The sequence below is a fragment of the Pseudovibrio sp. FO-BEG1 genome (genome assembly GCF_000236645.1).
Classification (GTDB): Bacteria; Pseudomonadota; Alphaproteobacteria; order Rhizobiales; family Stappiaceae; genus Pseudovibrio.
In genome coordinates this window covers 3,066,710-3,092,535 of sequence record NC_016642.1, presented here as the reverse complement: position 1 = coordinate 3,092,535, position 25,826 = coordinate 3,066,710, and the positions used below count along the sequence as shown (strand labels likewise).

The window sequence follows — 25,826 nt, the reverse complement described above, 5'->3', positions numbered from 1 at the left end:
GTGCGCGTGTGCGCGATGTTTGTTGGAGTGGAGCCCTGCGGAGATGCCGGATGCATCTGAACGCGGGTTTTCCTGTTTGACTATCTCTCGTAATTGAGGTGAGTGAACCTTCGATGCCAGAACCTGAAGCCAGAACAACCTCCCCTGAAAATCTGATGAGTTCCACTGAGGAATCCTGGGCGCTGCAGATGTATAAGGTGCTCGGCGAAGAGTTCCCCTTGATGTCACAAGCATTTGCCGATCTTTATGAGGTGGAACGGGAACGAGAGCGGACTGAAGTCGCGGAAGCTACTGCGCGGATGAGTGAACATGACCGTGTTGAGGCAGAAAAAGAAGCCCGCCGCGACGCAGCCCAAACGATGTTCTTTTACGACAGCGAGCGGCTGTATGAGCTCCAAGACGAGCTGAAACTGATGGAAAATAATCCGCTTGATGCCGTTGATATGCCAGATACCCCTGAACCCGGATATAGTGAGGTGATCACCGAGCAAATCGCCGCCTTAAAACTGAGAAAAGAAGAGCTTTTCCTTGACGTGCGTCTCTTTACCGGTCTGGAAGACGAAAAGCAGGCTTTCACAAATGCCAATCAGTTGGTGGGGCTGCTTTTAGACAAAGCGTATACCCAAAGCAGCGTTTACAACTTTGCAGCTTGCGAAGTGACACTTGAAGAAGTGGACAACAAGCTCAAAGACATGAAAAAACTGCTGTTGGATGCGCAAATCCATCCTGCGACCTATGTCATCAGCGAAGAACAGGTCGTGATTGCTCAGGACATCGGGAAGATCAAGGAAACTATCTTTAACCTGCAGGATGCCGGTTACTCCGGTCTGGGTGCCGGTTTACTTTTTGAAATGAATCAGTATCAGGATGTCATTTCACGCGCAGATGATCCTCGCTGGACGGAAGTTCTGTCCGATGCGGACGCTTGCAAAAAAGCCATCCCAGACTTGAGCAAGTCAGCCAAATATATCGAAACCCTGTGCGAGAGTATGTCTACAGCAGGGCCAACAACCGCAGCTTCCGACACGCTTGACGAACTTCGTGATTACCAAAGTGACAGCTCACGCGACCTTACCGCCACCAAGCGCGTAATCGCCAGTTTGAGTGTGAAGGCTGAACGCCGCGAACGGTGGATCAAACATGACGAATGGGCCAGCAAGCATCTGGATTCGCGTACAGAAAAGTATCGAAAACAGCTTGAGAAGTTCGTTGTGTTCGACGCAGATCATCAGGTGGTGACCAAGGAAAGCAAATCAGAAGCACGAGCGCGTGCCGTTGAAACTGAAGGGTTGGACAAAGATGTGATGGCTCAGGTTCCGAAGCGGCCCAGTGGTAAGGATGTGAAAGCCGTTCCCCGTGCAACGATTAATAAGCTTTTGGAGTCCTTGGAATTCTTAGACGAGTTGCGCTCTTCCGGCGTAACCGGGATGGAATCCATCGCCCTTGAGGAGTTCATCAAGACAGAAGACATTCTGGAAGGCATCAACACCAATCCAACAGGATACGATGACCTTCAGACCCGTACCCAAAAAATTCTCGATAAAGTCGCTGACACCAAGACAGGAAAGAAAGCGATCTACTACGTTGAAGCCAAGATGAACCTTGAAGAAGATGTTCGTCTCTTGCGTGAACAAGCGCCGGATATGAACATCAACAAGGCTTTGGGCCGGTGCAACAAGCTGGATGGATCGCGCCTGAAGCCTCTCTTGAGTCAGCTTAATGAGGCAGTCAGTTACAGAACTGTCTTTGACATGAAGCTTGATCCGATTGAAAAGATTTTCAAGCAGATTCCCCCTCTTCTCGCCAAGCTGGGTGCTGCTCGTCCCGAGCTTGCTAAAAAGTTTAAGCGGCTTTTGCAACCAAAACAGGAGAAGGTCTATCACGGTCAGCTGGAAATGGAACTGAAACAAGCCAAGGTCGTTGCCCATAACGCGTCTACCATTGACGACCTGAAAGACGCTATTTCGCAGGTAAACGCAGTCAGAGTTAAAGCTGACAAGTATCTGGCGGAGCTTAAAGCTCGGGTCGTGATTTTTGCAGAAGAAACAGATGGCCCTCACACCACACCTGAGCGGGATGAGTTCTTCAGCAAAATCGAGGCGGACTACAAAGAAGGTGTTCAGCTGGAGATAGACCGGAAGATTGCCAAAGGCAAGTTTAATGAAACGTCCGGTCCGATGAAGAATGAGCTGGAGATGCTCACGGCGAAGGCCAAGAGCTGGAAAGGTGCCAAAGCAGCTTTAAAAGGCTTCCCCCGCATTGATACGGCCAACTATGACCCAACCCGGTTCAAGGATCTGCTGGCGGAAGTGAAACTGCTGGAACAGGAATGCGCGGTGAACTCTTCCTATGAAGAGAACATGGGCCGACTGAACGAGCTGAAAGGCATGTACGATGCGATGCGCGGTGAGCTGACCGGCTTCAGGGAAGACATCGCCAAAGACGTTGTGAAAGCCACCGAGAAGGCCATTGCCCGCATGGAGACAGCGAAGACCTTTGCTGAAGGTGGTTTTATCACCGGTGTGGCTGGCAAGCAGGACGCTGGTGAAAATATCGTTGATACCAGCACTTTGAAGCGGTTCGCTGCGTGCGTTACCAAGCCGATCATACCTGGTGATTTGCGGGCGCAAGCGCAGATCATCGGCGATAAAAAGAAGTCGCTTGAGGAACGCAAGAAAGCCCGCGAAGAGGCTTTGCGCATTGTGAGACCCTTGATGGCGCGTTTGGATGGGGACAAGGCGATCAAGCTGTACCGCCGCCATCCATTCGGTTTGGATAATGACGTCAATGTCTTGCGGCCTGTTTTGGTGCAGCTGGAAGTTAAACTGCTGACGTTGGCAGCGTAGACACGCACTGCTTTTGCGGCTTTTGGATAAGGTCGCAGAAGCAAGCACTCTCAACCCTGAAGTGTTATTTGCATTTATACTCAGCAGGTTATCCATGAGATATATGCAGAGTGCGAAATAGTCCTTTTCCTTGCCCATTTAGTCTGCTAGGTACCGGCTTGCTCAGCAATGAGTGCCGGTCGCAGCCTACCCGGCAACAGCGAAAACAAGGACTAAACCTTATGAAGACTATCGTAATCTGCTCCGGCGGATTGGATTCGGTCACGCTTGCCTACAAGGTTGCGCGTGAACACGAATTGCTTGGCCTCGTCTCTTTTGACTATGGTCAGCGGCACAAGAAAGAGCTGGATTATGCAGCGCATGCTGCAAAACAGCTGGGCGTGCCGCATCATATTCTGGACATGAGCCAGATTGGAGCGCATTTGAGCGGCTCCGCTCTTACAGATGATGTTGATGTTCCTGACGGGCACTATGCCGAAGAGAACATGAAGGTCACTGTGGTTCCCAACCGAAACGCAATCATGCTGTCCATCGGCTTTGGCATTGCGGCTGCGCAGCAGGCCGATGCTGTGGCTGCGGCGGTGCACGGGGGTGATCACTTCATCTACCCGGACTGTCGCCCTGGCTTTATCAAAAGCTTTGAAGCCATGCAGAAGCTGGCTTTGGACGGCTATGCCAATGTGAGCCTTTACACGCCATTTGTAGAAATTTCCAAAGGTGCCATCGTTGCAGAAGGTGCCCGGATCAACGTGCCGTTTGAGGACACGTGGTCTTGCTACAAAGGCGGAGAGAAACACTGCGGGCGGTGCGGCACCTGTGTTGAACGGCGCGAAGCCTTTGACATTGCGGGTGTTGAGGACCCAACGGAATACGCGGATCCGGACTACTGGAAATCCGCGGTGGAACGAGCGGAACCATAATGTACAAAATCACAAAGGAATTTCACTTCTCGGCTTCGCACCAACTCTGCGAAATGCCGGAGGGACATCCTTGCGCGCGTCTGCATGGGCACAACTACATTGTGGTGGTTGAGCTTGCCAGCGAGTTTCTCAATGAATACGGCTTCGTGGTGGACTTCACCGAGCTGAAACCGCTCAAGCGTTTCATTGATGATGAGCTGGACCACCGGCACCTGAACGAGGTGTTCGGGCATGATCAGGTGACTTCCGAGTTTCTGGCCAAGACCATTTACGAGTTCTGCAAAGGCCACTGGACGGAGACCTGCGCAGTACGTGTGAGTGAAACTCCAAAAACGTGGGCGGAATACCGACCATGAGCAAACTCAGTATCAGCGAGATCTTTGGGCCGACCATTCAGGGCGAAGGCGCGTTGATTGGCGAGCCAACCGTTTTTGTGCGGGCTGGTGGCTGTGATTACCGGTGCAGCTGGTGTGACACCCTGCATGCGGTGGACAGCGCCTATCGTCATACCTGGGACCAGATGGACAGTGAGGACGTTTGGAAGAAGGTTGAGGAGCTTTCCTGCGGTCAGCCAATCACCGTTTCTCTTTCTGGCGGCAATCCTGCCATTCAGGACTTCTCAAAGCTGATCGCGCTTGGCAAAGCGAAGGGCTACAAGTTCGCGATTGAGACGCAAGGCTCTGTTGCGCGGGACTGGTTTGCGGATCTGGATACGCTGGTGCTGAGCCCTAAGCCACCTTCTTCTGGTGAAGTCGTGAACTGGGACAAGTTTGACGCTTGTCTGGATGCTGCACTCAACACTGCCACCTGTGTGATCAAAGTGGTGGTGTTTGATGATGTGGACTACGACTGGGCCAAAGACGTTAGTGAGCGCTACCCTTACCTGCCGATGTACCTGCAGCCGGGCAACCACACCCCTCCTCCACCTGAGGATGATGATGCGATCATCGACATGGACGGCATCATGGATCGTATGCACTGGCTGGTGGACAAAACTGTTTCCGATCAATGGTTTAAGCCACGCATTCTGCCGCAGCTGCATGTGCTGCTGTGGGGCAACAAACGCGGCGTTTAACGCAATATTCCTTTGAACCGACAAACGAGTTCGAGAGAGCAATGAGCAAAGACGATATCTATAAAAATCTGACCATGCTGGGCGGTGACACTGTTCAGCCGCAGTCCCCTGAAGAAGCTGTTCTGGAGAAGGTTCCAAACCCTCAGCAGGGTACGCCTTATGCGATCCGCTTTACTGCGCCGGAGTTCACCTCCCTGTGCCCGATCACCAACCAGCCTGACTTTGCGCATCTGGTGATTGATTATGTGCCAGACCAGTGGCTGGTTGAGAGCAAGTCTCTGAAACTGTTCCTGACATCCTTCCGCAACCACGGTGCGTTCCACGAAGACTGCACCGTTTCCATAGGTAAGCGTCTGGTGGACACGCTGAACCCGATCTGGCTGCGTATTGGCGGTTACTGGTATCCGCGTGGTGGTATTCCGATTGATGTGTTCTACCAGACAGGTGAAGAGCCAAAAGGCGTCTGGATTCCAGAACAGAGCGTGCCGACGTATCGCGGTCGCGGCTAAGCAATTTGGTGCGGCGCCTTCTTATCTAGCGAGGCGGCGCATGCAGTATCAGTTGGGGTTGCGAAAAGGCTGCCAACCCCAACTTTGCTTTTTCTGATCAGCCTTTAGAGCCCATTAGGGCTTCAACTTCAGCCAGTGTTGGTGCAGATGTGGCTGCGCCGTGTTTGGTGGTGGAAAGTGCACCGCAAGCAGCTGCGAAGCGGACAGCTTCTGCCAGAGTTTTACCACCAGCCAGCGCATAGGCCAGACCGCCGTTGAAGCAATCACCGGCTGCGACTGTGTCGATCGCGTTCACCTTGAACGGTTCCACGAACCCTTCACTTGTCTCATCTTTAAAGTAGACGCCGCGTGCACCCAGTTTCACGACAGCCGCAGCAACGCCCTGCTCTCTCAGCAGGTTCGCAGCATGGGCTGCTTCTTCTGCGTTGGTTGGGCGGAAGCCTGTGAGGATTTCGGTTTCAGTCTCGTTTGGCGTGACAACATCCACGTTTTGCAGGAAGCCTTCCGGCAGGCCATTGACGGGTGCAGGCGCCGGGTCAAAGATCACTTTGCCGCCAGAGGCACGGACTTTTTTAGCAGCGCTCAGGCAGGCCTCAATTGGGATCTCCAGTTGCAGGAGCAAAATCTGAGCGTGTTCCAAAACATCTGATGTGCGTTTCAGGTCACTTTCATCGATAGCCAAGTTTGCGCCACCAATCACAGTGATACTGTTTTCGGAGTTTGAATCGACACCGATCACAGCGATACCAGTGCCGTGGTCTTCGTGGGTGAGCACATGTTCTGTTGAAACACCCATGTCTTCCAAATGCCGAGCGGCAATGTCTCCAAATCCATCATTGCCGATACGCCCTACCAACTGAGCGCCTCCGCCTAGTTTGGAAACCGCAACTGCCTGATTGCAGCCTTTGCCACCCAGATTGATGGCGTAGCTGTGTCCATGCAGTGTTTCACCCGGCTGTGGCAGCCGGTCAGAACGGGTTGTGATATCAACATTGATGGAACCGACAATGACGATGGACATGAATACTTCCTAGTTAACAACAGAGCTGCGGACGACGAGCTCCGGCACCAGTTTGATCACTGGCGGCATCTCTGTCTTTTCTTCCAGATGATTGATCAGCGCTTCAGCAGCGCTCAACCCCAGCTCGAAACTGGGCTGTTTGATGGTTGTCAGCGTTGGCGCCATGTAAGAAGCGTACTCAACGTCATCGTATCCGATCACGGAGATGTCTTCTGGAATGCGCAGGCCGTGTTCTTGTATGGCTCGGTAGGCGCCCATAGCCATAAGATCGTTGAAAGCGAAGACGGCTTCTGGCTGGCTGTCAGCTTGCAGAATTTGCTTCATGCCTTCATAGCCGCCGGATGCGGTGAGATGGCCCGCAGACTGCCACTTTTCTTCTACCTGCAGGCCTGCTGCTTGCATGGCGTCTTTGAAGCCTTTGTAACGTTCAATAGAGCGCGGATGATCCTGCGGGCCCATGAGGCAGCCGATTTTGGTTAGGCCGCGATTGATCAGGTGTTCGGTTGCCAGCTTGCCGCCCAGTACGGAGTCGTCCTGCAGCGTGCAGGCGTTGGGGTGCGGGGCGGAATCCAGAATGGCTTTGGGCAACTTGCCCAGCTTGCTGAGCTGCTCGTAAAGCGCCGGGTCTGTTTTGGTAGTCATCACCATGAGGGCATCAATGCGGCGCTGTAGCAAGGTGTTGAGATTTGCCAGCTGCCTGTCGGACTGATGTCCTGAGTTACACAGGATGAGGCTGAAATTGTGTTGGTAGCAGCCCTCTTCCACACCGCGCACAACATCTGCGAAGAATGGGTTGGAGCTGCTGGAGACCAACATACCAATGATGTTGGTGCGTTTTACCTTGAGCGCGCGGGCCATCATACTTGGCTGGAAACCAAGGGACTGGATGGCTTCCTCCACTTTTTGCTTGGTCAGGGGAGCAACATAGCGTGTCTCGTTGATCACGTGAGACACTGTAGATGCGGAGACCCCCGCAACCTGTGCAACATCCTTGATACTGACCATTTCCGCTCCGGTTTAAAGAGTCGGGTCTGGCGCTTACGCCAAACCCGATTTTATTCAGATTACGTGCACTTACTTGGTTACAAGTTTCAGCGCCACTGGAGTGTACGCATCTACTTTTTCACCTTTAAGAACTTTATCCGCAGTGTCTACGCCGATGGAACCAATCATGCCAGCCTGCTGAGCAACAGTTGCCAGCATTGTGCCTTCTTCAACAGCTTTTACGCCGTCGTCGGTGCCGTCAAAGCCAACAACGAGGATGTCGCGGTTTGCAGCTTCAATCGCTTTGATTGCGCCCAGAGCCATTTCATCGTTGTGCGCGAACACTGCATCGATTTCTGGCTGTGCCTGCAGGATGTTTTCCATCACGTTCAGGCCTTTGGTGCGGTCAAAGTCAGCTGGCTGAACTGCAACCAGCTCGATGCCGGATGCGCCGTGCATTGCTTTTTTGAAGCCTGTGCCACGGTCACGTGCTGCAGAAGTCCCTGGAACACCTTCCAGTTCAACGAGCTTGCCGCTGCCGCGCAGGGTTTCAACGATCAACTCACCAGCCATTTCACCGCCAAGGATGTTGTCAGACGCAACGTGGGAAACCACTTTGCCGCGTGCTGCACCGCGGTCCAGAGTAACAACTGGAACGTCCTTGCGGTTTGCAGCGCGGATGGAGCTGGAAACTGCGTCAGAGTCGGTTGGGTTGATCATCAGCAGAGCAACGTTTTTGCTGAGAACGTCTTCCACGTTTGCCAGCTCTTTAGCCGGATCGTTCTGGCTGTCGAGCACAACGATTTTGTAGCCAAGCTCATTTGCGCGAGCTTCTGCACCTTCTTTCAAGGTCACAAAGAACGGATTGTTCAGTGTGGACACAACCAGAGCCAATGTGTCCTGTGCCATAGAAACTGCTGTGGAGCCGAGAAGAAGAGCAGCACCTGCTGCCAAACTTACTAGTTTTTTCATAGAAACCTCCCGAGGTTCAGTTTGTTTGCTCACGCGTTTGATTTGCCACGGCTGTCGACGACAACCGCCAGAAGGATAACCGCACCTTTTGCGATCATCTGGTAGTAGGATGAAACATCCATAATATTCAGTGCGTTATTCAACACACCGATGATAAGGGCACCAATAATGGTGCCGAAGATCCGGCCTTTGCCGCCAGCGAGGCTGGTGCCACCAAGAACCACCGCTGCAATCGCGTCGAGCTCGTAACCAAGACCAGCTGTTGGCTGTGCAGATTCAAGACGTGCTGTCAGGATGATGCCTGCCAGTGCTGCGAGCGCACCGCTGAGGGCGTAGACAAGAATTTTGACTTTTTTGACGTTGATGCCAGACAGGCGCGCCACGTTCTCGTTGCCGCCAATGGCGTAAACGTAACGACCGAAACGGGTCTGGCTGAGGATGAACCAGCAGATCGCAAAGATGACGACCATCAGGATCACCGGGTTCGGAATGCCGAAGATGTAACCGCCGCCAAACTGGTAGAAGCTTTCAGCCACATCGAAGTAACCGGTGGAGATCGGGCGACCTTGTGTGTAGACCAGCGTTGCGCCGCGGATCATGGTCATGCCGACTAGAGTTGCGATGAATGGCTGGACGTTGAAGTAGCTGATGATCACACCGCTGGTGGCACCGAGGCCCGCACCCACCATGATGGTGATGAACAGCGCGATCACAAGCGGTGTATCCATGCCAATCAGGCTGGCGCAGATGGCGCCTGCAAATGCCAGAATGGATCCAACCGCCAGATCGATGCCCGCTGTCAGGATCACGAAGGTCATGCCCATGGCAATGACGGCGTTGATCGAGGTTTGACGCAGGATGTTGAGCATGTTGTCAACGCCGAGGAAATTGGCGTTGGCGAAGGACACTGCGGCCATCAGGATAATCAGGCCAATCAGAGACTTATTTTCACTGATAAAGTCGTTGAGCTTCATCTGTTTTACCCGTTTGTTTGGCCAGCAACGGCGCAGCGCATAATGTTTTCTTGTGTGGCTTCGTCTCTGTCGAACGATCCGGTCAGCTTGCCGCTGGACAAGACGAGGATGCGATCAGAGATGCCCAGAAGCTCTGGCATGTCGGAGGAGATCAGCAGGATGCAAAGGCCCTCTGCCTTCAGCTTGTTGATCAGCGTGTAGATTTCGCGTTTTGCGCCAACATCCACCCCGCGTGTTGGTTCATCGAGGATGAGAACCTTTGGCTCCGGCACCAGTGACTTGGCGATGGAGACCTTCTGCTGGTTGCCACCGGACAGGTTGGAGATGATGGTGTTTGCATCTCTGGTCTTGATGGCGAAGGCTTCGATGTACTCGCTGATGGTGACAGCTTCAGAGGCTTTGTTGACGAAACCGAACGCATTGCAGAAACGGTCCAGTCCAGTGAGGGACATGTTGGTGCCCAATTCCTGAGACTGAACGAGGCCTTCCTGCTTGCGGTCTTCGGTGACATAGCCGATCTGTGCTTTCACACCGTCCTGCGGAGATCTGAGGCGGATCTCCTTGCCGTCGATTTTGACTGCACCGCTTTTGATTGGGTTGGCGCCAAAGATGGCCTTTGCCAGCTCCGTTCGCCCTGCCCCTACGAGACCAGCAAAGCCAACCACTTCACCAGCATGGGCTGTGAAGGAAATTTCCTTAGCGCCATGTGCGGTGAGCTTTTCAACTTCGATGCGTACATCGCCTGGAACAGCTGGCACGAATGGATATTGATCAGAAAGTTCGCGGCCTACCATGTGGCGGATCAGGTCGTCCTCTGTGATTTCAGAGACCGGGCCCTGATGGACCATTTCACCGTCACGCAGAATTGCGATGTCGTCACACATCTGGAAGATTTCGCCCAGACGGTGTGAGATGAAGACGAGGCCTTTTCCCTGGGCGCGCAGCTCATCGACGACTTCGAACAGGATTGCTGTTTCAATATCGGTGAGCGCATCGGTCGGCTCATCCATGATGATCACTTCAGCATTCAGCGAGAGTGCTTTTGCGATCTCAACCATCTGCTGCTGCGCGATGGAAAGCCTGCCCAATGGGGTTTTTGGATCAATATCCTGCTTCAGCTGTGCGAGGTATTTTTTGCTTTCCCGTTCGATCACATCCCACTGGATTTTGCCCAGTTTGGTCGGCTCGCGACCCAGATAGATGTTCTCCGCGACGGAGAGTTCAGGAAGAAGGTTAAGTTCTTGGTGGATAATGCCAATTCCGGCATCCATGGACTGGCGCGCGGTGGTGAATTCTACTTCCTTGCCCTTGTAGACCACTTTACCCGCATCGCGCTGATAGATGCCCGATATGATTTTCATCAGGGTTGATTTGCCGGCTCCGTTTTCACCGGCCAGAGCCACAACACGCCCGGCACGGATGGTCAGATCAACGGATTTGAGCACGTTGATCCCGGAGAAGGATTTTTCAATTCCCTGAAGTTGAAGAAGGGTTGTCACTGGGTGTCCTCTCCCAAAGCCCGAATGGTTTTGCAGACTTTCCTCAGAACGTCACGCCTGAATAGAAAATCACATTGGCGTAGGGTGTGCATTCTCCCGTGCGCACCACGGCCCGGCATTTGCCCGTTAATGCCTTAAATTCCTCATGAGAGACAGTTGTGGTCTCTACGTTGGTGCCCTGACACTTTGCGATTTCGGCAATCAGTGAGCACAAACGCAAATGATAGGCTGGTTGCTGTTCGATCAGCTCTTCAGCAATAACCACCCGCTCCACCTGCATTTCAGCTGTGATCGCGCTTGCTGTTTCCAGCATGCCCGGCAGGCCCTTTGTAATTGCAAGGTCGATGCGCTCGACATCCTTGGAAATTGGGAGCCCGGCATCTCCAACACAAAGACCATCCCCATGGCCCATATGAGAGATAATGCTAGAGACCGGAGCGTTTAAAAGTACGCCCTTCTTCATTGCAGCAAGTCCTCCGCGTTGTCTCGATTGAAGAGACGTTAACAGGCGCGCATGACTCACGCAACCGTTTGCGCAAACGTTTGCGTGAGTCATTTCCTGGAATTATTCCAGTTCATTTCAGGCATACTGAATGCATGGGCGCCTTGCTCGTTCAGCTCGAGTAGCAAAAATATCAGAGGTTATATGGATTTATTGCGGATCAGATTTCGGTCTGCAGATGACTGTAACGGCAGCTCTCAGATGTACCACTGAGACAATTTGCGCCTGTTTTATCACTCTGAGTTTTTGGGGATATGTGTTCCCTCTCCTGCCCACCCAGCAAAAAGCCCCGCTTCTTTCGAAGCGAGGCTCGTTGGTTTTCATCGGATCTACTGATGACTATTTCAGGTCAGGAACCGCGATGTGATCCATGTCGGTGAACTCCTGATTTTCACCGGTCATACCCCAGATGAAGGTGTAGGACTGGGTACCGACACCGCTATGGATGGACCAGCTTGGAGAAATCACGGCCTGTTCATTGTGAACGAACAGATGGCGGGTTTCCTGCGGCTCCCCCATCAAGTGCACAACGGCTGCGTCGTCGTTCATGTTGAAGTAGAAGTACACTTCCATACGACGATCATGGGTGTGCGCTGGCATTGTGTTCCAGATGGACCCCTGATGCAGCTTGGTCATGCCCATAAGCAGCTGGCAGGTTGGCAGCACATCCGGCACGAAGTACTTGTTGATGGTGCGCTCATTGCAGTTTTCAGCATCGCCCAGAGTGACCGGAGAAGCTTCTGCCAGCGTCACCTTCTTGTTCGGGTAAGTTTTGTGAGCCGGAGCGCAGTTGTAGTACAGTTTGGCCGGGTTCTGCTTATCGACGCTCTTGAAGGAGACGTCTTTAGCACCCATGCCGACGTAAAGCGCTTCTTCCTGTGCGATCTCAAAGTTTTCACCATCAACGGTGATGACAGCCGGACCACCCACATTGATGAAGCCGATTTCGCGGCGTTCCAGGAAGTAGGAAACGCCCAGCTTCTTGCCGTAGTCTGCTTCCAGTACCACTTCCGTGTTCACCGGCATGACACCGCCCACAATGATGCGGTCTACGTGGCTGTAGGTCATGGTGATTTCATCGGCAGCAAAAATGCTTTCGATGAGGAACTCGCGGCGCAGGCCTTCTGTGTCCAATGTCTTGGCGTGCTCGCTATGAATTGCCTGTCTGACTTCCATGATAATCTCCTAAAATTCGGCGATTGGGCGCAGGTCTCCGTGCGCCCAGTTGTTCAACTGCGCGTTCTTCGTTTTTGGTTTTGTAGTTCAGTTAGCGGGCGAGCCAGCCACCATCGACGGCCAGTGTGAAGCCGTTGACGTAGGAGGCTGCTTCAGAGGCTAGGAAGACACATGGGCCAGCCACGTCACTAGGCTCCCCCCAGCGCTCTGCCGGAATGCGTTCCAGAATGGCCTGATTGCGGTCTGCATCGGCACGCAGTGCTGCGGTGTTGTTGGTTGCCATGTAACCCGGTGCAATCGCGTTGACATTGATGCCGTGCTTTGCCCACTCATTCGCCAGCGCGCGTGTCAGGCCCAGAACAGCGCTCTTGGAGGCGGTGTAAGATGGAACGCGAATGCCGCCCTGATAGGAGAGCATGGAGGCGACGTTGATGATTTTCCCGCCGTTGCCCTGCTTAACGAACTGCTTTGCTACCAGCTGGGAGAGGAAGAAGAGCGAGCGGATGTTGAGGTTCATCACCGCATCCCAGTCGTCCTCAGAGAAATCCAGCGCATCTTCGCGGCGGATGATGCCAGCGTTGTTGACCAGAATATCGACCTTGCCAGTGGCCGCAACAGCGTCGGCGACCACACCCGGAAGAGCCTCTTTGTTGCTCAGGTTTGCGCGCAGATCAAAGAACTTGCGGCCTGTTTCGGCCATTACGGCAATTGTGTCTTTTGGCTCCACCACATTGACGCCAACGATATCGCAGCCCGCTTTGGCGAGCCCAACAGCCATCGCCTGACCAAGGCCAGTGTCACAGCCCGTTACGATTGCAGTTTTTCCATTCAAATCAAACTGATTCAGCATATGTCTTATTCCTAAACAGCACTAAGAGAACTTGCAGGTTTGCTGAAGCAAACGTTGGTTACGTGGCCGAGCTCGGTCTCCTGTTCAGACCAGCCTTTCGGCAGTGTTGCAGGCCGGTGGATGACAACATCGTTGCACGTGATGTTGTTGGCCTGATCCAACCAGAGACCCGGCAATCCGTTCGGGTACGGCTCTAGGCCGAGGATCTGACCAGCTTCGTTTTTGACCCACGCGTTGCGACGGCCCTGCTCCGGGTTATCGAGCAGATTCACGTCATGTGGGCTTGGGCGCAGGTCCAGATAGTAAGCATCCGGGAACTTGCCTGCTTCCAATGAAAGTTGGATGTTGCTGAGGGTAATATTCTCAATCTGCTGGGTTTCGTGACCAACGATGTTGATCGCTCCTTGCGCTCGGCCTGTGATGCCATCAGCAGCCACATCGCGTACATATCCCGGCACATCACCTACAACACGTGGCAGAGCGTTGATGGTGATCGCTTCACCGCTGCCCCAGAACCCATCCGGTGTCTGCTCACACTGCACAGTGCAGTTGGAGAAGCGGATGCGTTCGATATCACCGCCATCACGGGAGAAGATACCAAAGGCTCGGTTGGATTCTGTGATTGTGCAGGTGGTGAACAGCACATCCCGCACATCCTGATAGGTCTCTGTGCCGATTTTCAATGCGCAGGACTTTGAGGACAGGATGGAGTTGCTGACGATGATCCGCTCAGCCGGACCATTAAGGCTTTCATCTTCCTTGCGGCAGGTCTTCACGCAGACCGCATCATCTGCGGCGCGGATCACACAGTTGAAGATGGAAGCATCAGTACAGCTGTCGAAGTTGACGCCGTCTGTGTTTGGCATGCGCATGTCATTGAGAATGCGTAGGCTTTCCACCTTTACCTGATGGCAGGCGATCAAGTGGATGGTCCACATGGGCGCTTCTACAATGGAAATGCCGGTAAGGCTGATGTCTTTGCAGTTTTCAAAGACGACGATACGCGGGCGTAGCATCTTCGGCCAGAACGTGCCTTCAAAAAGCCCATCACGACCGCACCATTTATCGCTGTGTCCGTGGATCGTTCCGCTGCCGGAAATGGAGATGCCTTGCTGGTCACGCGCTGTGATGAAAGCACGGTCAGAATCTTCCGCAATGACGGAGACCTTACCAGCTTCGTAGTCTGCGTAGTCGGTTGAACAGGAAAGTTCGCAGCCGGTTGGCAGGTGCAGATCCACAAAGGACTTGAGTTTTAAGGCCTTTGAGACCCACTGCCCTCTTGGCAGCACGACCTGACCACCACCAGCAGCATGAACTGCGTCAATCGCTTGCTGGACGGCCTGCGTTATGTCTTTTTCGCCGTCTGTGACAGTGACATGGTGTGTGTTAAGCGACATCTTGCAAAATTTCCTTAGCAGCAAGAAGTTCAATCAAAAGAAGGCTTGCCAGAGCCTGCCCGTATGGTGTGGGGGTGTTCGGAATGTTCCGGTAGAACTCAAAATCATGCCCCATGGCCGTCCCGTCAGAGACTTCCTGAACAATCCCAGCCCCATCTATCCGCTCCAGCACAGCAGAAGCTGCTTTGAGCGCTGGTTGCAAATAGCTTTCTGGCAGAATTCCCGTCCTCACGCCGCGCAGCAGACCATAGGCAAAGCCTGCGGTCGCGGAGGTTTCTGGAGGAGAGTCTGGCTGATCCAGCAGAGTTGGCCACATGCCATCTTCCAACTGAAGCGGCAGCAGAGCTTCCACCTGACGGCGATAGAGTGCTTTGATTTGGCGAGCTGCCGGGCCATAGCGTTCGCCGACGAGCTCAAACAGTTCCGGTACAGCGATGGTGATCCACGCATTGCCGCGCGCCCAGAAGGCTTCGGCGTAGTTGTGGTTTCCGAGGAATGTCCAGCCATGATACCAGAGGCCGCTTACCGGATCTGACAGATACCGACCATGGACCAGAAACTGGTAGTAGGCTTCTTCCACCCAATCCGGGCGATCCAGCCAATCCCCGGCCACGCCCATAAACAGGCCCGCCATGAAGAGCGTGTCATCCCAGAGCTGACCGTCGTTTTCACGTTCCTTGACCAGATGCTGGAAGCCCTCATCAACGGTCTTCGGCATGTCGTTGACCAGCCATTCGGCCCAGTCAGTCACGATCTGCTTCCAGCGCTCATTGTTGGTTTCCCGCGCCAGCAAGGCCAGGCACAACATGGGCGCTGTGGAGTTGATCTGGCGCGGTGGCAGGCCGCGCGCGATCTGCATGTCGTACCAGTTGGCCAGATTGCGCTTCATGCGCTCATCGCCCGTTTTACAGGCATGCTTATAAAAGCCGTAGAGGCCGACGCCGACTTCCCAGTCCCACTCATCAAAGTGGATGGATCCATCGCCATCAAGCTCTGATGGCGCATCATTGATGCCCTTCAGGCTGCGGAACCCATCTGCTGTCAGAGCCAGCGCTTCTTCAAGTCTGGATGCTTCAAACATGAGCTGCCTCCTGAGGTGAGCACAATTGATCCAACCGTTTCAAGCCGATGCGAGGAACGGGGCTGAGGTTTTCGAAGCTAATGCACTCACCGTTGGCTTTCAGTTCCCCTTCCCAATTGAGGGAGAGAGAGCCTTGTCCTTCGATCTCAGCGCTCAGGGTCAAGGTCTCTGCATTCCAGCTGATTTTGCTGGCGAGCAGACGAGCCTTGAACTCGGCGAAGGTCTCTGTTTGCGCTGAGCCAGTTACGGTCACCCATGCGTTGCAGCGGCCTGCACTGCGGAACTCGACACCTGCGAAACAGCTGGTTTGCAGTGGTTCAATACCGTTTGCAGCGAAGAAGGCGGTGAAGCCATCTTTGACGCGGGCAAAGAGCCAGTTGCCGGTGAGTTCATGCTCATCACACACATGCAGTGGTGCATAGAGGTGGGTGAAGTCCGCCTCGTCCTTAACTCCGTTGAAAATCATCAGACCAGCTGGGCCTGATTGATCGGCGCGCGGAAGCGTTCCGTTGCCAGACCAGTAGGATGGACGTCCACTGCCCCAAACCTGCGTTTCTCCGGGATGATTAACCCAGAACCGCGCATATGGATTGCCTGCGAGCATCACATCTTGCACGTGCTGCTGATGGCCGTACTGACCGGTTTTGTGATCCACCACGGTTGAAAGCTGCGCCTCTGACGTTTTGTAGAGTTTCAGCTTGCCTGCATGCTCATGGCCCTGCGTGTAGCTGGTTTCCAGCGCGCGGCCTTGCGGCACAGACGCGTAGGCACCTGTTTCTTCCGGCGGTGTGTAATCGCTCAGCGCAATCATGGTTGAGGCGAAGTTGCCGGAGGAGACAAAACCATTACCCCATGCAAAGTGACAGAGCGTTGCCAGTTCACTGGCTGGACCGGCAAAGATATCCTTGTCGTAGCACCGCCCCATGGTGCCAGCTGGCAGGCCGGACTGGGTGTGCAGCGCCATCATCTGGAAGATGGAATCCATCAGCGCTTTGGCGCGATCACGAATATCTGCATCCGGAGCCAGATGATACAGCGCTGTCAGGCCGATGAAGTCGATTGGGTAGTATGGAATGGAGTTCCATTCTGCCAAACCATCCCGCTCAACGGTTTCAAACCACTTCAACAGCCGCTCATAACCAACCTGCTTTTGTTGCTGGCCTTTACGACCAGAACAGAGGAACAGCTCTTCCGGGAACATTGATCCCGCCAGATACTGAGATGCGTGGAAGCAGAGTGTGTGGTTTTCACTCCAGAACCACATGGCATCATTGCCCGGCTCATCGAACCAATAGCGGAAGCCAAGGATGGTGGAACGGACACGGCGCCAGGTTTGCTCTGAAAGCTGTGTCCAAGCGTGGTCTTTCCAGATCCAAAGCAGTGGTAGGAAGGCAAAGTCTGCACAATCCTCGCGGCGGGAGATCTTGCTCAGAGCTTCTAAAAGCAGTCTCTCAGAAGTTTCCAGATCAGAGCCCATATGTAGCTTTGACAGGGCGTGGGAGAGATGGCTTCCCCCAGTCTGCGCACTGGATGCCAAGAGCTCTACACGGCGTTCTTCCAGCGTTGTGCCAAAGCCTTGCTGCAGATCTTTGAGGCATACGACGCCGACTTCACGGGCAACGCCAAGCCCTTGCGTGACAAGGGTCACCCGCACGAGGTTGGTGGCTGGAGCCAGCTCATCAACACTTGGGCCGATCAGGCGATTGGAGCCTTTTGGCAGGGTATAGGTGTTCTTGCTGCCTGCCAGCGTTGGCTTGAGCAATGGCAGCGTTTCAACGTGGATCTGCGCCTCTTCCGGCAAGGCGCCGTCGAACTGAAGCTCTACATGGCCTTCAGAATAGTAGAGCTTATCCGGCTGGACGCTGGAGATGAATGCTTCAGCTTCTTTGAGCGCCTTTGCATCATAGGAGGCGCTAAGACCAACTTGAAGATCAGCGTCTGTTGCCTCAGAGCCTTCATAGATAAGCTCCAGGGAGTAGACAGTATCGCGCTCAGCGATGTCTTCCAGATGCACGAGAATCTCGTTAGCACCTTCAGACAGGGCCAGCGTTTCGATGCTCTCCTGCGGTTTGTTGCGCACCAAGGGCTCAAACGCGAAGCCAAGCTTCCCATTAGCCCAGACACGCACACCACCAGCGGTACGAACACGGAACTGATAATTGCCCGCAATCGGGGCATTGACCACACAGCGCAAAACGCGTTGCAGGTGGGTTGGGCAGAACCAGAATCCGCTAAAATCCAGCACAGATTGGGAAGGCTGAATGCGGGTTTCAGGGAGTTCAACACCCGCGGGGCATGGCACTTGCCTGCCCTTCATGTCATTCCAGAAGGCAATGCGGCATGGCAGGTCGCCCACATCCGTAAAGCCGTTGATGTAGGTGTAGTTCACCTTATCCGGCAGGGTATCTGCCTCACCAGCAAAGGGCGTCTCCGTCAGTCCAGAGACCTCCCAATAGCTTAAGGGCTCACCCTTTTTGATTTGCCAGGGGAATTGTGTCTTTGGCACAAAACCACTCCTTGTAAATGGGGTATTTCTCGGGATTTCAGGAGAGCGAGAGTTCGATCTGCTCGATACAGCTCACCAGCTCATGAAGGGAGGCGATGGTGCGGGTTGGCTCTTCACTGACATCCGTCGGCACCACGTTGCGGCGCTGCGTCCACTTATGGAAGATGCTCTTGTGGCCTGCTCCGTTCGCGCCTTTGATGTCGCGCTCAAGGTTGTTGCCCACCATGACGATGTTCGGTGCATCAACTTCGCTCAGTCCGAGTGATGTCATTGCTGCTCCAAACATTTGGAAGTCAGGCTTCAGCACACCTACATCACCTGAAATGGTGTGGCTTTCAAAGTGATCCCAAAGATCGTGCTGTCCCAGAATGTTCTCGAAGGTTGCACGAGGGCCATCTGCTACGAGGGCTAAGCGATAGCCGCGGGAGACTAACGTATTCAGCGCTTCGCGGGCATGTGGCAACAGCTCAGCGCCATAAGCAACATCGCTGCCTTCCTTTTTGATTTCAGTGCCTTCATCGATGAGTGTGTCGCCACAATCCAGGAAGATGGCTTTGAAATGCGGAAGGGTTTCACTCAGGTCGCTGATGAGGTGCTTTACACGCTCGGGAATCCAGCTCTCTACACGAGCCCACGACAGCAAATCGCCTTCAGCACAATCCCAGCGCAGTGTTTCACCGTAGGATGGCTCCAGCACCAAACGCTGCATTTGCAGGCGTGCGAGGCGGTGTTCATATGGAGTGACCTCACCAAACTCCTGCGAGAATGGATTCCCCATATGAACACCATGTAGCCCCGCCCCCAACGAGCACTCGTAACGGGTGTGTGCTTCACGTTCCTTCATGGCATCACGGGATGCAAAATGGGCGTGTTTGCCAGGTTCTGCCCAAAGCGTTACGCGGCCATTTTCAAGCGGCAGAGCGTCGCCGTTTTTCATTTCAACACGCTTGCCATGCTGAGATGCTTCAACAGCGATAACCTGATCCTCTGCATTCAGATGAACCCAGACGTGCTCCAGATCGTACAAATGCTGGATGTCGTAGTCCCAAAAGATCGCATATTCGATGACGCGGTCAGCTTTGGGTGCAATTTCAAACTTGCTGCTTGGGGATTTGCCCGCTTTGACGAAGACAGTGAAGCCGATCGCGGTTGGACGCCATGGTTCGGATCTGTCCAGTCGCAGGACTGGTGCAAACTTACGTGCAAGACTGAGTTCGTCAGTTTCCTGAAGACCCTGCCTCAAGGCAATGAGGCTTCCGTTCTTATTGGTCATAGTTGGCCCCTTGTAGCTTCAGGTCAGCAGAATGGTGGCAGCGTACGAACCGGCCTTCTGCTGTTTCGGTCAATTCCGGATTGGACATGTGGCAGAGCTCGGATGCGTGCGGGCACCGGCTTGCAAATGCGCAGCCCACTGGCAGGTTCGCCGGATCGGCCACCTCCCCTTTGACGAGGCCACGCTTTTTGGCGCGGGCGCGTTTTGGATCAGGGATCGGGATCGCAGACAGCAGCGCTTCAGAGTATGGATGCAGCGGCTGTTCAAAGAAGCTGACCGTATCTGCCACTTCCACCAGTCGGCCTGCGTACATGACGCCGATGCGATCACTGATGTGCTCCACCATACTCAGATCATGGGTGATGAAGAGATAGGTCAACCCCATCTGCTCCTGCAAATCCTGCAGCAGATTGATGGTTTGCGCGGCGATGGATACATCCAGCGCGGACACTGACTCATCGGCTGCGATAAAGGTCGGGTTCAGAGCCAAAGCGCGGGCAATGCCGATACGCTGTCGCTGACCGCCACTGAAGGCGTGCGGGTAGCGGGTCATGTTTTCCGGACGCAAACCCACTTTGATGAGCAAGTCGGCAACGCGATCTTCCAGCTCACTTTTATTGGTGATGCCGTTGTTGACCAACGGCTCGCTGACCAGCTGCAGCAGCGTCATGCGCGGGTTGAGTGAGGCATAAGGATCCTGAAAGATCATCTGCATGTACTGACGGAGCTGGCGCATTTCTGCTTCGCTCTTGTGGGTCAGGTCATGCCAATTGCCTTCTGGGTCCTTGAAGCGGATTGTGCCGCCGGTTGGCTCATAGGCTCGCAGCAAGGCGCGTGCCGTGGTGGATTTGCCGGAGCCACTTTCGCCCACGATGCCCAGGGTCTCGCCTTTTCTGATGTAAAACGACACATCATCAACGGCTTTAACAGCGCCTAACTCACGGCCCAGAAAACCCTTTTTGATGGGAAAATGCATCTGCAGCTTTTCAACGCTGATCAGAGCATCATCAGGTATATGAAAATTAGTCATGGGAGTATCGCTCTTATGCCTGATGGAGATGACAGCGGGCCATCTGATCGTTTTCAAAATGCGTCAGCTCAGGGATCTGGCTTGTGCATTTGCCTGCCATTTTCTCAGCACAGCGGGTATGGAACACGCAGCCTGTTGGCAGGTTGAACGGATCCGGCACCATGCCTTCGATGGTTTGCAGACGGCGGCGTTTTTGCCCATCCAGACGCGGAATGGATTGCAACAGCGCACGGGTGTACGGATGTTTAGGATGATAGAAGATGTCATCCACCGAAGCCGTTTCCACCGCATTGCCCAGATACATAACCGAGACGCGATCTGCGATTTCTGCCACCACACCGAAATTATGGGTGATGAAGATCACCGCCATGTTCAACTCATCTTGCAAGGACATGATGAGATCGAGGATCTGCGCTTCTGTGGTTACATCCAGCGCTGTCGTCGGCTCATCCGCCAGCAGCAGGCTTGGGTTACAGGACAGAGCCATGGCAATCATGGCACGCTGGCGCATACCGCCGGAGAGCTGGTGTGGGTACTTTTTCAGCATCTCCATTGGCTTTGGCATCTGCACCATAGCCAGCAGTTCTGCTGCCCGTTCCACCTGCGCTTTCTTGGAAAGGTCCGTGTGCAGGTTCAGCGTTGTCATGATCTGCTTGCCAATGGAATGCACCGGGCTGAGGGCTGTCATAGGCTCCTGGAAGATCATGCCTATGTGACCGCCACGCAGCTCACGCATCTTTCGGCTTTCGCGTTTTTCAGCGAGGATGTCGACGACTTCACCGTCATTTTTGCGGAACTTCACGGAGCCGTTGGTGACCGTTGCGTTGCGGGGCAGCAGGTTCATGATGGAGCGTGCACTCAAAGACTTGCCACTGCCACTTTCACCAACGATGCCAAGCACTTCACCCGGTTTTACCGAGAAGGTGACGCCATTTACGGCATTGACGGTTCCCTCACGCATCTCAAAGCAGATATTGAGATCATTAATTTCGAGAATGGTTTCATCCTGCATGATCCGTTCTCCTTATTTTTGGTAGGGATCGGCAGCGTCACGCAAGCCATCGCCAAGGAAGTTGAAAGCAAGGATTGTCACAACAATCGCCACGCCCGGAATGAGGAGCCACGGAGCCAGTGCGATTGAGCGCAGGTTCTGTGCATCCTGCAGCAACACACCCCAACTGATGACCGGAGGACGCAGGCCCAGACCAAGGAAGCTCAGCGCTGTCTCACCAAGGATCATCTCAGGGATCGCCAGAGAGATCGCTGCGATCACATAGGATGTCATGGATGGCAGCATGTGACGGGTCACGATGCGGGTCTTGGTTGCGCCAGACAGGCGGGCCGCCAGCACGAAGTCCTGATTGCGGATGGTCATAAAGTGACCGCGCACAACACGTGCCAGGTTGGTCCAGCCAATAAGTGCCAGAATGACTGTGATGAGCAGATAGACAAGGATCGGATCCCAGTTCACCGGCAGCGCAGCGGCCAGACCAAGCCAGAGTGGGATGGTTGGGATAGAGCGGACAAGCTCTGCCATGCGCTGGATGATAGTGTCGACAGTTCCGCCAATGAGACCTGCAAGACTGCCAAGCGTAATGCCGATCACGAAGGAAAAGAACACACCGATGAGGCCGACAGAGAGCGTGACACGTGCGCCGTAGACCAGACGGGAGAACAGATCACGTCCAAGCTTGTCTGTGCCAAGGATGTAAATACGATTGCGCTTTCCTTCGACGCCAAACAAGTGCAGCTTGGTTGGGATGAAACCCCAGAAGTTATACTTGTCACCTTCCACGAAGAAACGGATGCGGTTGATCTTGCTGGTGTCTTCCTCAAAGGACAGACGAGCGGTGTTCGGATCGCGCTGACGCTTGAGGCCATAAACAAACGGGCCCTGGAACGTGCCATCTTCACTGAAGAAGTGGATGGACTGGGGTGGAACGAACGGATGCAGCCGGTTGTGTTTGAATGGATCATACGGTGCCAGGAAGCCTGCAAAAGCAGCGACCAGATACAGTACGATAATGACGCCCAGAGACCACAGGGCCAGTTTGTGTTTTTTGAAGCGCCACCACATCAACGTCAGCGGCTTGGCGGTGTAAGAGGAGTTTTCCTTCACCTCTACAGCAGGTTCAACAGCGGTATCGCTAAGAGTTTGCTCTGACATAGTGCCTCACGAATGACGAATGCGCGGATCGGTCAGCACCAGCAGGATGTCTGAAAGCAACGTGCCAATGATGGTGAAGACGCTAAGTATGAGAATGAAGCCACCGGCCAGATACATGTCCTGGTTCTGCAAGGAGCGCAGAAGAAGTGGACCAGTTGTCGGCAGGTTCAACACCACAGCGGTGATCACATCACCGGAAATGAGTGCTGGCAGTGCCCAGCCAACGGTTGAGATGAACGGATTGAGCGCAACGCGAACCGGATAGCGCCAGACAACCTGTCGCTCGCTGAGGCCCTGCGCATAGGCGGTTTCAACGTAAGGTTTGCCGAGCTCTTCGAGCATGTTGGCGCGCATGATACGCAGCAGGCCAGCAGCACCACCGGTGGAGAGTACCAGAACCGGCACCCAGAGGTGGGAGAGCAAATCAACAAACTTGGCAATGGACCATGGAGCGTTTTCAAACTCAGGAGAGAACAAGCCGCCAACATGGAAATTGAAGTAGAGGAAGCCCATCCACATCAGCACCAAGGCCAGCAGGAAGTCTGGAATACCGCGACCAAGGAAGCCGAGAACCGTGAAGAGATGATCAAAGAAAGAGTACTGACGGGTCGCAGAATAGACACCAATCGGAATAGCGATCGCCCATGTCATCAGCAATGAAAGCACGGAGATCATCAATGTGAGGCCGATACGGTCCCAGATCAGTTCGGAAACCGGGAGTTTCCAGTCAAGAGACAGTCCGAAGTCACCATGGAGCAGAATACCGCCAATCCAGGTCAGGAACTGCTCATACATTGGGCGATCCAGACCAAACTCATGACGAATGTGAGCAGCTGTTTCCGCATCAATAACTTCGCCAGTTTCCACCAGTTCAGCAATGTATGCCGTTACATAATCTCCAGGTGGAAGCTGAATGATAACGAATGTGGCAATCGTAATAACGATCAATGTCGGGATCGACCACAAAAGGCGATGCGCAATATAACCTGCCATTTCCCTTTTCCGTTTTGTTGTACTTGCAAGGAAGCTTTGAAGTATTGAGCCGGTGGCGGCATCGGGAGCGCCGCCACCAACTCAACCGCAAGGCAGTTTAATCTTGGGAGAAATAGAGCTGCTGCGGATATGCGAGGCCAACGCCGCGTAACGCGTCGTCGTGGACGAACCCCGCAGGGAAGTTTTTCAAGCTGTTCTTGCGCACGTAGACCGCTGGGGTTTCACCCACGAGTCCCACATGCCAGCCGTACTGTTTATGCAAGCTCACCATCTCCTGAGCGTAGGCATTTGCCTCTTCCAGGCTGTGCGCGGTCTGGGCATTCTCCCATGCCTTCCAGACGTCACGGATCGGGTGATCTTTTGGTGGCTCCTCACCTGACTTGCCGTTGGTGCTCCACCAGTTGAAGTAGCTTGGTGCGAAGCCATAACGACCGAGGAAGCGGAGCGGGTCAGCAGTGATGACAGAGGAGCGATCGAACGTGTCGAGCACCATGTCGAAGTCAGCGGTATCAACGTGCTGCTGATAGAGCGTACGATCGATGATGCGAACGAGTACTTCGATACCAACGTCCTGCCAGTAGGTGCGAACCACTTCCAAAAGCTCGCCCTGAATGTCCCAGCGCGTTTCCAGTACGAGGCTGAGACGGCGACCGTCAGACATCAGGCGGAACCCATCATCGTCACGTTCTGTGAGACCGATTGCGTCAAGAAGTTCAGCGGCTTTATCCGGATCGTATTCGGTCCAGCGGATTTCCGCTTCTTCATCGTAGAAAGGAGAACCAGAGATTGGGGAGGCCTGACGGGATTCACCAAGGCCTGAGAACGCCAGCTCGTTGATGGTTTCGCGGTCCACGGAGATGTTCAGAGCTTCACGGAAACGAATATCCTCAAACAGTGCCTGCTTCACTTTATCGGCGGAGTTGAGGTTCGGAATGATCGACCATGTGAGCGCCTTGGTCCATTTCTCAATGGTGTAGTCGCCCTTGGCTTCGTTCTCTTTGAGGAGCGTGAAGTCGGCCACGTTGATGTGGCGGTTCTGAAGGTCGATTTCGCCCTGAATGGCCATGAAGTTGATGGCTTCCGGGTCCTGGAACAGGCGGTGCTCGATCTGGTCAATGTAAGGAAGCTGATTTCCTTCTGCATCGACACCGTAATAGTAAGGGTTGCGCTCCATCACCACAGTGTCAGATGGTGGCGGTGTTTTCACGCGCCATGCGGTCAGGACTGGCATATCCGGGTTGAACCACCATGCCTGGATCTGGCCTTTGGAATCCCAGAGATCAGTCCATTTCTTGGCACCATGTTTGGCAATAGCCGCGTCCAGCTTGGCTGGATCAGCGTAGGTTGGGTGGTAGTCCTTGAGGTAGTGGAACGGCTCAATGAAGCCCGGACGATCGAGACCCGGACGGCCTGTGCTTTCCTTGGCCAGAACGGTCAGGAACAGCGGATATGGCTTTTCAAAGGAGACGGTGAAAGTGTAATCGTCGGCAAAAGACAGCTTCATTGGCACACCGTTGGAGGTGTAAAGCGCCTTGATGGATGGCATCAGGTCTTCGTTAAGGAACACATCTTCATACCAGAAGCGCACATCACGAGTGGTGACAGGAGCCCCATCAGACCAGCGCAGGCCTTCGCGGATTGTAAAGGTGAACTCGCGGGCATCTTCACTCACGGAGTATTCGCCGATCCAGCCCGGAACCAGAGACAGGTTCTTCTCGCCGTCCATGTAGGTTTCCACCACACGCTCTTCCATGAGCTTGGTTGGCCCCCAGCGGTCGCTTGGGCCTTTGAAGGCACGCTTCAGGACACCGCCATAGGTGCCGATGCTGTCGTAGACCGGGATGACGCGTGGATTTTTCGGCAGGCGCTCTTCAACCGGTGGCAATTGACCGGCTTCGACCAGCTGCTTGAGCATTGGTGCCTCATTATAGGCCCAGCCATTGGCGGCCAGAAACGGCAGCGTCAAAGCAGCAATCGACGTGAGTGTAACGCTCTTCATCAAATTCTCCCCCAACTCGCCTTCCCAGATCCTCCCTGGCAAAACGAGTTAC

The 25,826-nt window shown here is 54.1% G+C and carries 22 protein-coding genes; 5 read left to right on the top strand and 17 right to left on the bottom strand.

Annotated features, from left to right (window positions below; translation table 11 throughout):
* The first annotated feature begins 113 nt into the window (after positions 1 to 113).
* The 5 genes from PSE_RS14090 to queF all read left to right on the top strand — a co-directional run bounded on the left by PSE_RS14090 (position 114) and on the right by queF (position 5,350).
* Positions 114 to 2,846 carry a hypothetical protein gene (locus tag PSE_RS14090; RefSeq protein ID WP_014285467.1) on the top strand — a complete coding sequence of 911 codons (2,733 nt, stop codon included), beginning with the start codon at positions 114 to 116 and terminating at the stop codon, positions 2,844 to 2,846.
* Between the two features lie 221 nt (positions 2,847 to 3,067).
* Positions 3,068 to 3,766 carry a 7-cyano-7-deazaguanine synthase QueC gene (gene queC / locus PSE_RS14085; RefSeq protein WP_014285466.1) on the top strand — a complete coding sequence of 233 codons (699 nt, stop codon included), beginning with the start codon at positions 3,068 to 3,070 and terminating at the stop codon, positions 3,764 to 3,766.
* Positions 3,766 to 4,122, top strand: coding sequence for a 6-carboxytetrahydropterin synthase QueD (queD, locus tag PSE_RS14080; protein ID WP_008547248.1), 357 nt, complete (start codon positions 3,766 to 3,768; stop codon positions 4,120 to 4,122). Before queC ends, queD begins: the two co-directional genes overlap by 1 nt.
* On the top strand, positions 4,119 to 4,841 hold the full coding sequence (gene queE, locus PSE_RS14075; protein WP_041768507.1) for a 7-carboxy-7-deazaguanine synthase QueE: 723 nt from the start codon (positions 4,119 to 4,121) through the stop codon (positions 4,839 to 4,841). The genes queD and queE overlap by 4 nt, the downstream gene beginning before the upstream one ends.
* A 41-nt stretch (positions 4,842 to 4,882) precedes the next feature.
* Positions 4,883 to 5,350, top strand: a complete 468-nt coding sequence (gene queF, locus PSE_RS14070; RefSeq protein WP_014285463.1) for a preQ(1) synthase — start codon at positions 4,883 to 4,885, stop codon at positions 5,348 to 5,350.
* Positions 5,351 to 5,447: 97 nt separating this feature from the next.
* On the opposite strand, the gene rbsK is transcribed toward queF, so the two are convergent.
* The 17 genes from rbsK to PSE_RS13985 form a co-directional block, all read right to left on the bottom strand.
* Positions 5,448 to 6,371: a ribokinase gene (rbsK, locus tag PSE_RS14065; protein ID WP_014285462.1), complete on the bottom strand. Its 924-nt coding sequence runs from the start codon at positions 6,369 to 6,371 to the stop codon at positions 5,448 to 5,450.
* Between the two features lie 9 nt (positions 6,372 to 6,380).
* Positions 6,381 to 7,376 carry a LacI family DNA-binding transcriptional regulator gene (locus PSE_RS14060; RefSeq protein WP_014285461.1) on the bottom strand — a complete coding sequence of 332 codons (996 nt, stop codon included), beginning with the start codon at positions 7,374 to 7,376 and terminating at the stop codon, positions 6,381 to 6,383.
* A gap of 69 nt (positions 7,377 to 7,445) precedes the next feature.
* Positions 7,446 to 8,327 carry a ribose ABC transporter substrate-binding protein RbsB gene (gene rbsB, locus PSE_RS14055; protein ID WP_014285460.1) on the bottom strand — a complete coding sequence of 294 codons (882 nt, stop codon included), beginning with the start codon at positions 8,325 to 8,327 and terminating at the stop codon, positions 7,446 to 7,448.
* A gap of 29 nt (positions 8,328 to 8,356) precedes the next feature.
* Positions 8,357 to 9,301, bottom strand: coding sequence for a ribose ABC transporter permease (gene rbsC, locus PSE_RS14050; RefSeq protein ID WP_008546773.1), 945 nt, complete (start codon positions 9,299 to 9,301; stop codon positions 8,357 to 8,359).
* 5 nt (positions 9,302 to 9,306) lie between these two features.
* Entirely contained in the window at positions 9,307 to 10,800 is a 1,494-nt protein-coding gene (locus tag PSE_RS14045) for a sugar ABC transporter ATP-binding protein (RefSeq protein WP_008547234.1), read from the bottom strand.
* Positions 10,801 to 10,843: 43 nt separating this feature from the next.
* Complete coding sequence (gene rbsD / locus PSE_RS14040; RefSeq protein ID WP_014285459.1) at positions 10,844 to 11,263, bottom strand: D-ribose pyranase; 420 nt, start codon at positions 11,261 to 11,263, stop codon at positions 10,844 to 10,846.
* Positions 11,264 to 11,641: 378 nt separating this feature from the next.
* Positions 11,642 to 12,478, bottom strand: a complete 837-nt coding sequence (gene kduI / locus PSE_RS14035) for a 5-dehydro-4-deoxy-D-glucuronate isomerase (RefSeq protein ID WP_014285458.1) — start codon at positions 12,476 to 12,478, stop codon at positions 11,642 to 11,644.
* A 91-nt stretch (positions 12,479 to 12,569) separates the two neighbouring features.
* A complete protein-coding gene (kduD, locus tag PSE_RS14030) occupies positions 12,570 to 13,328 on the bottom strand; it encodes a 2-dehydro-3-deoxy-D-gluconate 5-dehydrogenase KduD (RefSeq protein ID WP_014285457.1) in 759 nt (252 codons plus the stop codon).
* A gap of 11 nt (positions 13,329 to 13,339) precedes the next feature.
* Positions 13,340 to 14,725 (bottom strand): glycoside hydrolase family 28 protein, encoded by a 1,386-nt coding sequence (locus PSE_RS14025; protein WP_014285456.1) that lies wholly within the window; start codon positions 14,723 to 14,725, stop codon positions 13,340 to 13,342.
* A complete protein-coding gene (locus PSE_RS14020; RefSeq protein WP_014285455.1) occupies positions 14,715 to 15,806 on the bottom strand; it encodes a glycoside hydrolase family 105 protein in 1,092 nt (363 codons plus the stop codon). The genes PSE_RS14025 and PSE_RS14020 overlap by 11 nt, the downstream gene beginning before the upstream one ends.
* Positions 15,799 to 18,312, bottom strand: a complete 2,514-nt coding sequence (locus PSE_RS14015; RefSeq protein WP_014285454.1) for a hypothetical protein — start codon at positions 18,310 to 18,312, stop codon at positions 15,799 to 15,801. Before PSE_RS14015 ends, PSE_RS14020 begins: the two co-directional genes overlap by 8 nt.
* Before the next feature lie 37 nt (positions 18,313 to 18,349).
* Positions 18,350 to 19,585 carry an HAD family hydrolase gene (locus PSE_RS14010; protein ID WP_014285453.1) on the bottom strand — a complete coding sequence of 412 codons (1,236 nt, stop codon included), beginning with the start codon at positions 19,583 to 19,585 and terminating at the stop codon, positions 18,350 to 18,352.
* Positions 19,575 to 20,615: an ABC transporter ATP-binding protein gene (locus PSE_RS14005; RefSeq protein WP_014285452.1), complete on the bottom strand. Its 1,041-nt coding sequence runs from the start codon at positions 20,613 to 20,615 to the stop codon at positions 19,575 to 19,577. The genes PSE_RS14010 and PSE_RS14005 overlap by 11 nt, the downstream gene beginning before the upstream one ends.
* A 13-nt stretch (positions 20,616 to 20,628) precedes the next feature.
* The gene (locus PSE_RS14000; protein WP_008546906.1) at positions 20,629 to 21,627 is read right to left on the bottom strand and encodes an ABC transporter ATP-binding protein; all 999 of its coding nucleotides are present in this window, start codon (positions 21,625 to 21,627) and stop codon (positions 20,629 to 20,631) included.
* Between the two features lie 12 nt (positions 21,628 to 21,639).
* A complete protein-coding gene (locus PSE_RS13995) occupies positions 21,640 to 22,782 on the bottom strand; it encodes an ABC transporter permease (protein WP_014285451.1) in 1,143 nt (380 codons plus the stop codon).
* A gap of 6 nt (positions 22,783 to 22,788) precedes the next feature.
* Positions 22,789 to 23,775, bottom strand: coding sequence for an ABC transporter permease (locus PSE_RS13990; protein ID WP_008546926.1), 987 nt, complete (start codon positions 23,773 to 23,775; stop codon positions 22,789 to 22,791).
* Between the two features lie 97 nt (positions 23,776 to 23,872).
* The gene (locus PSE_RS13985) at positions 23,873 to 25,774 is read right to left on the bottom strand and encodes an ABC transporter substrate-binding protein (RefSeq protein ID WP_014285450.1); all 1,902 of its coding nucleotides are present in this window, start codon (positions 25,772 to 25,774) and stop codon (positions 23,873 to 23,875) included.
* Between the last annotated feature and the right edge of the window lie 52 nt (positions 25,775 to 25,826).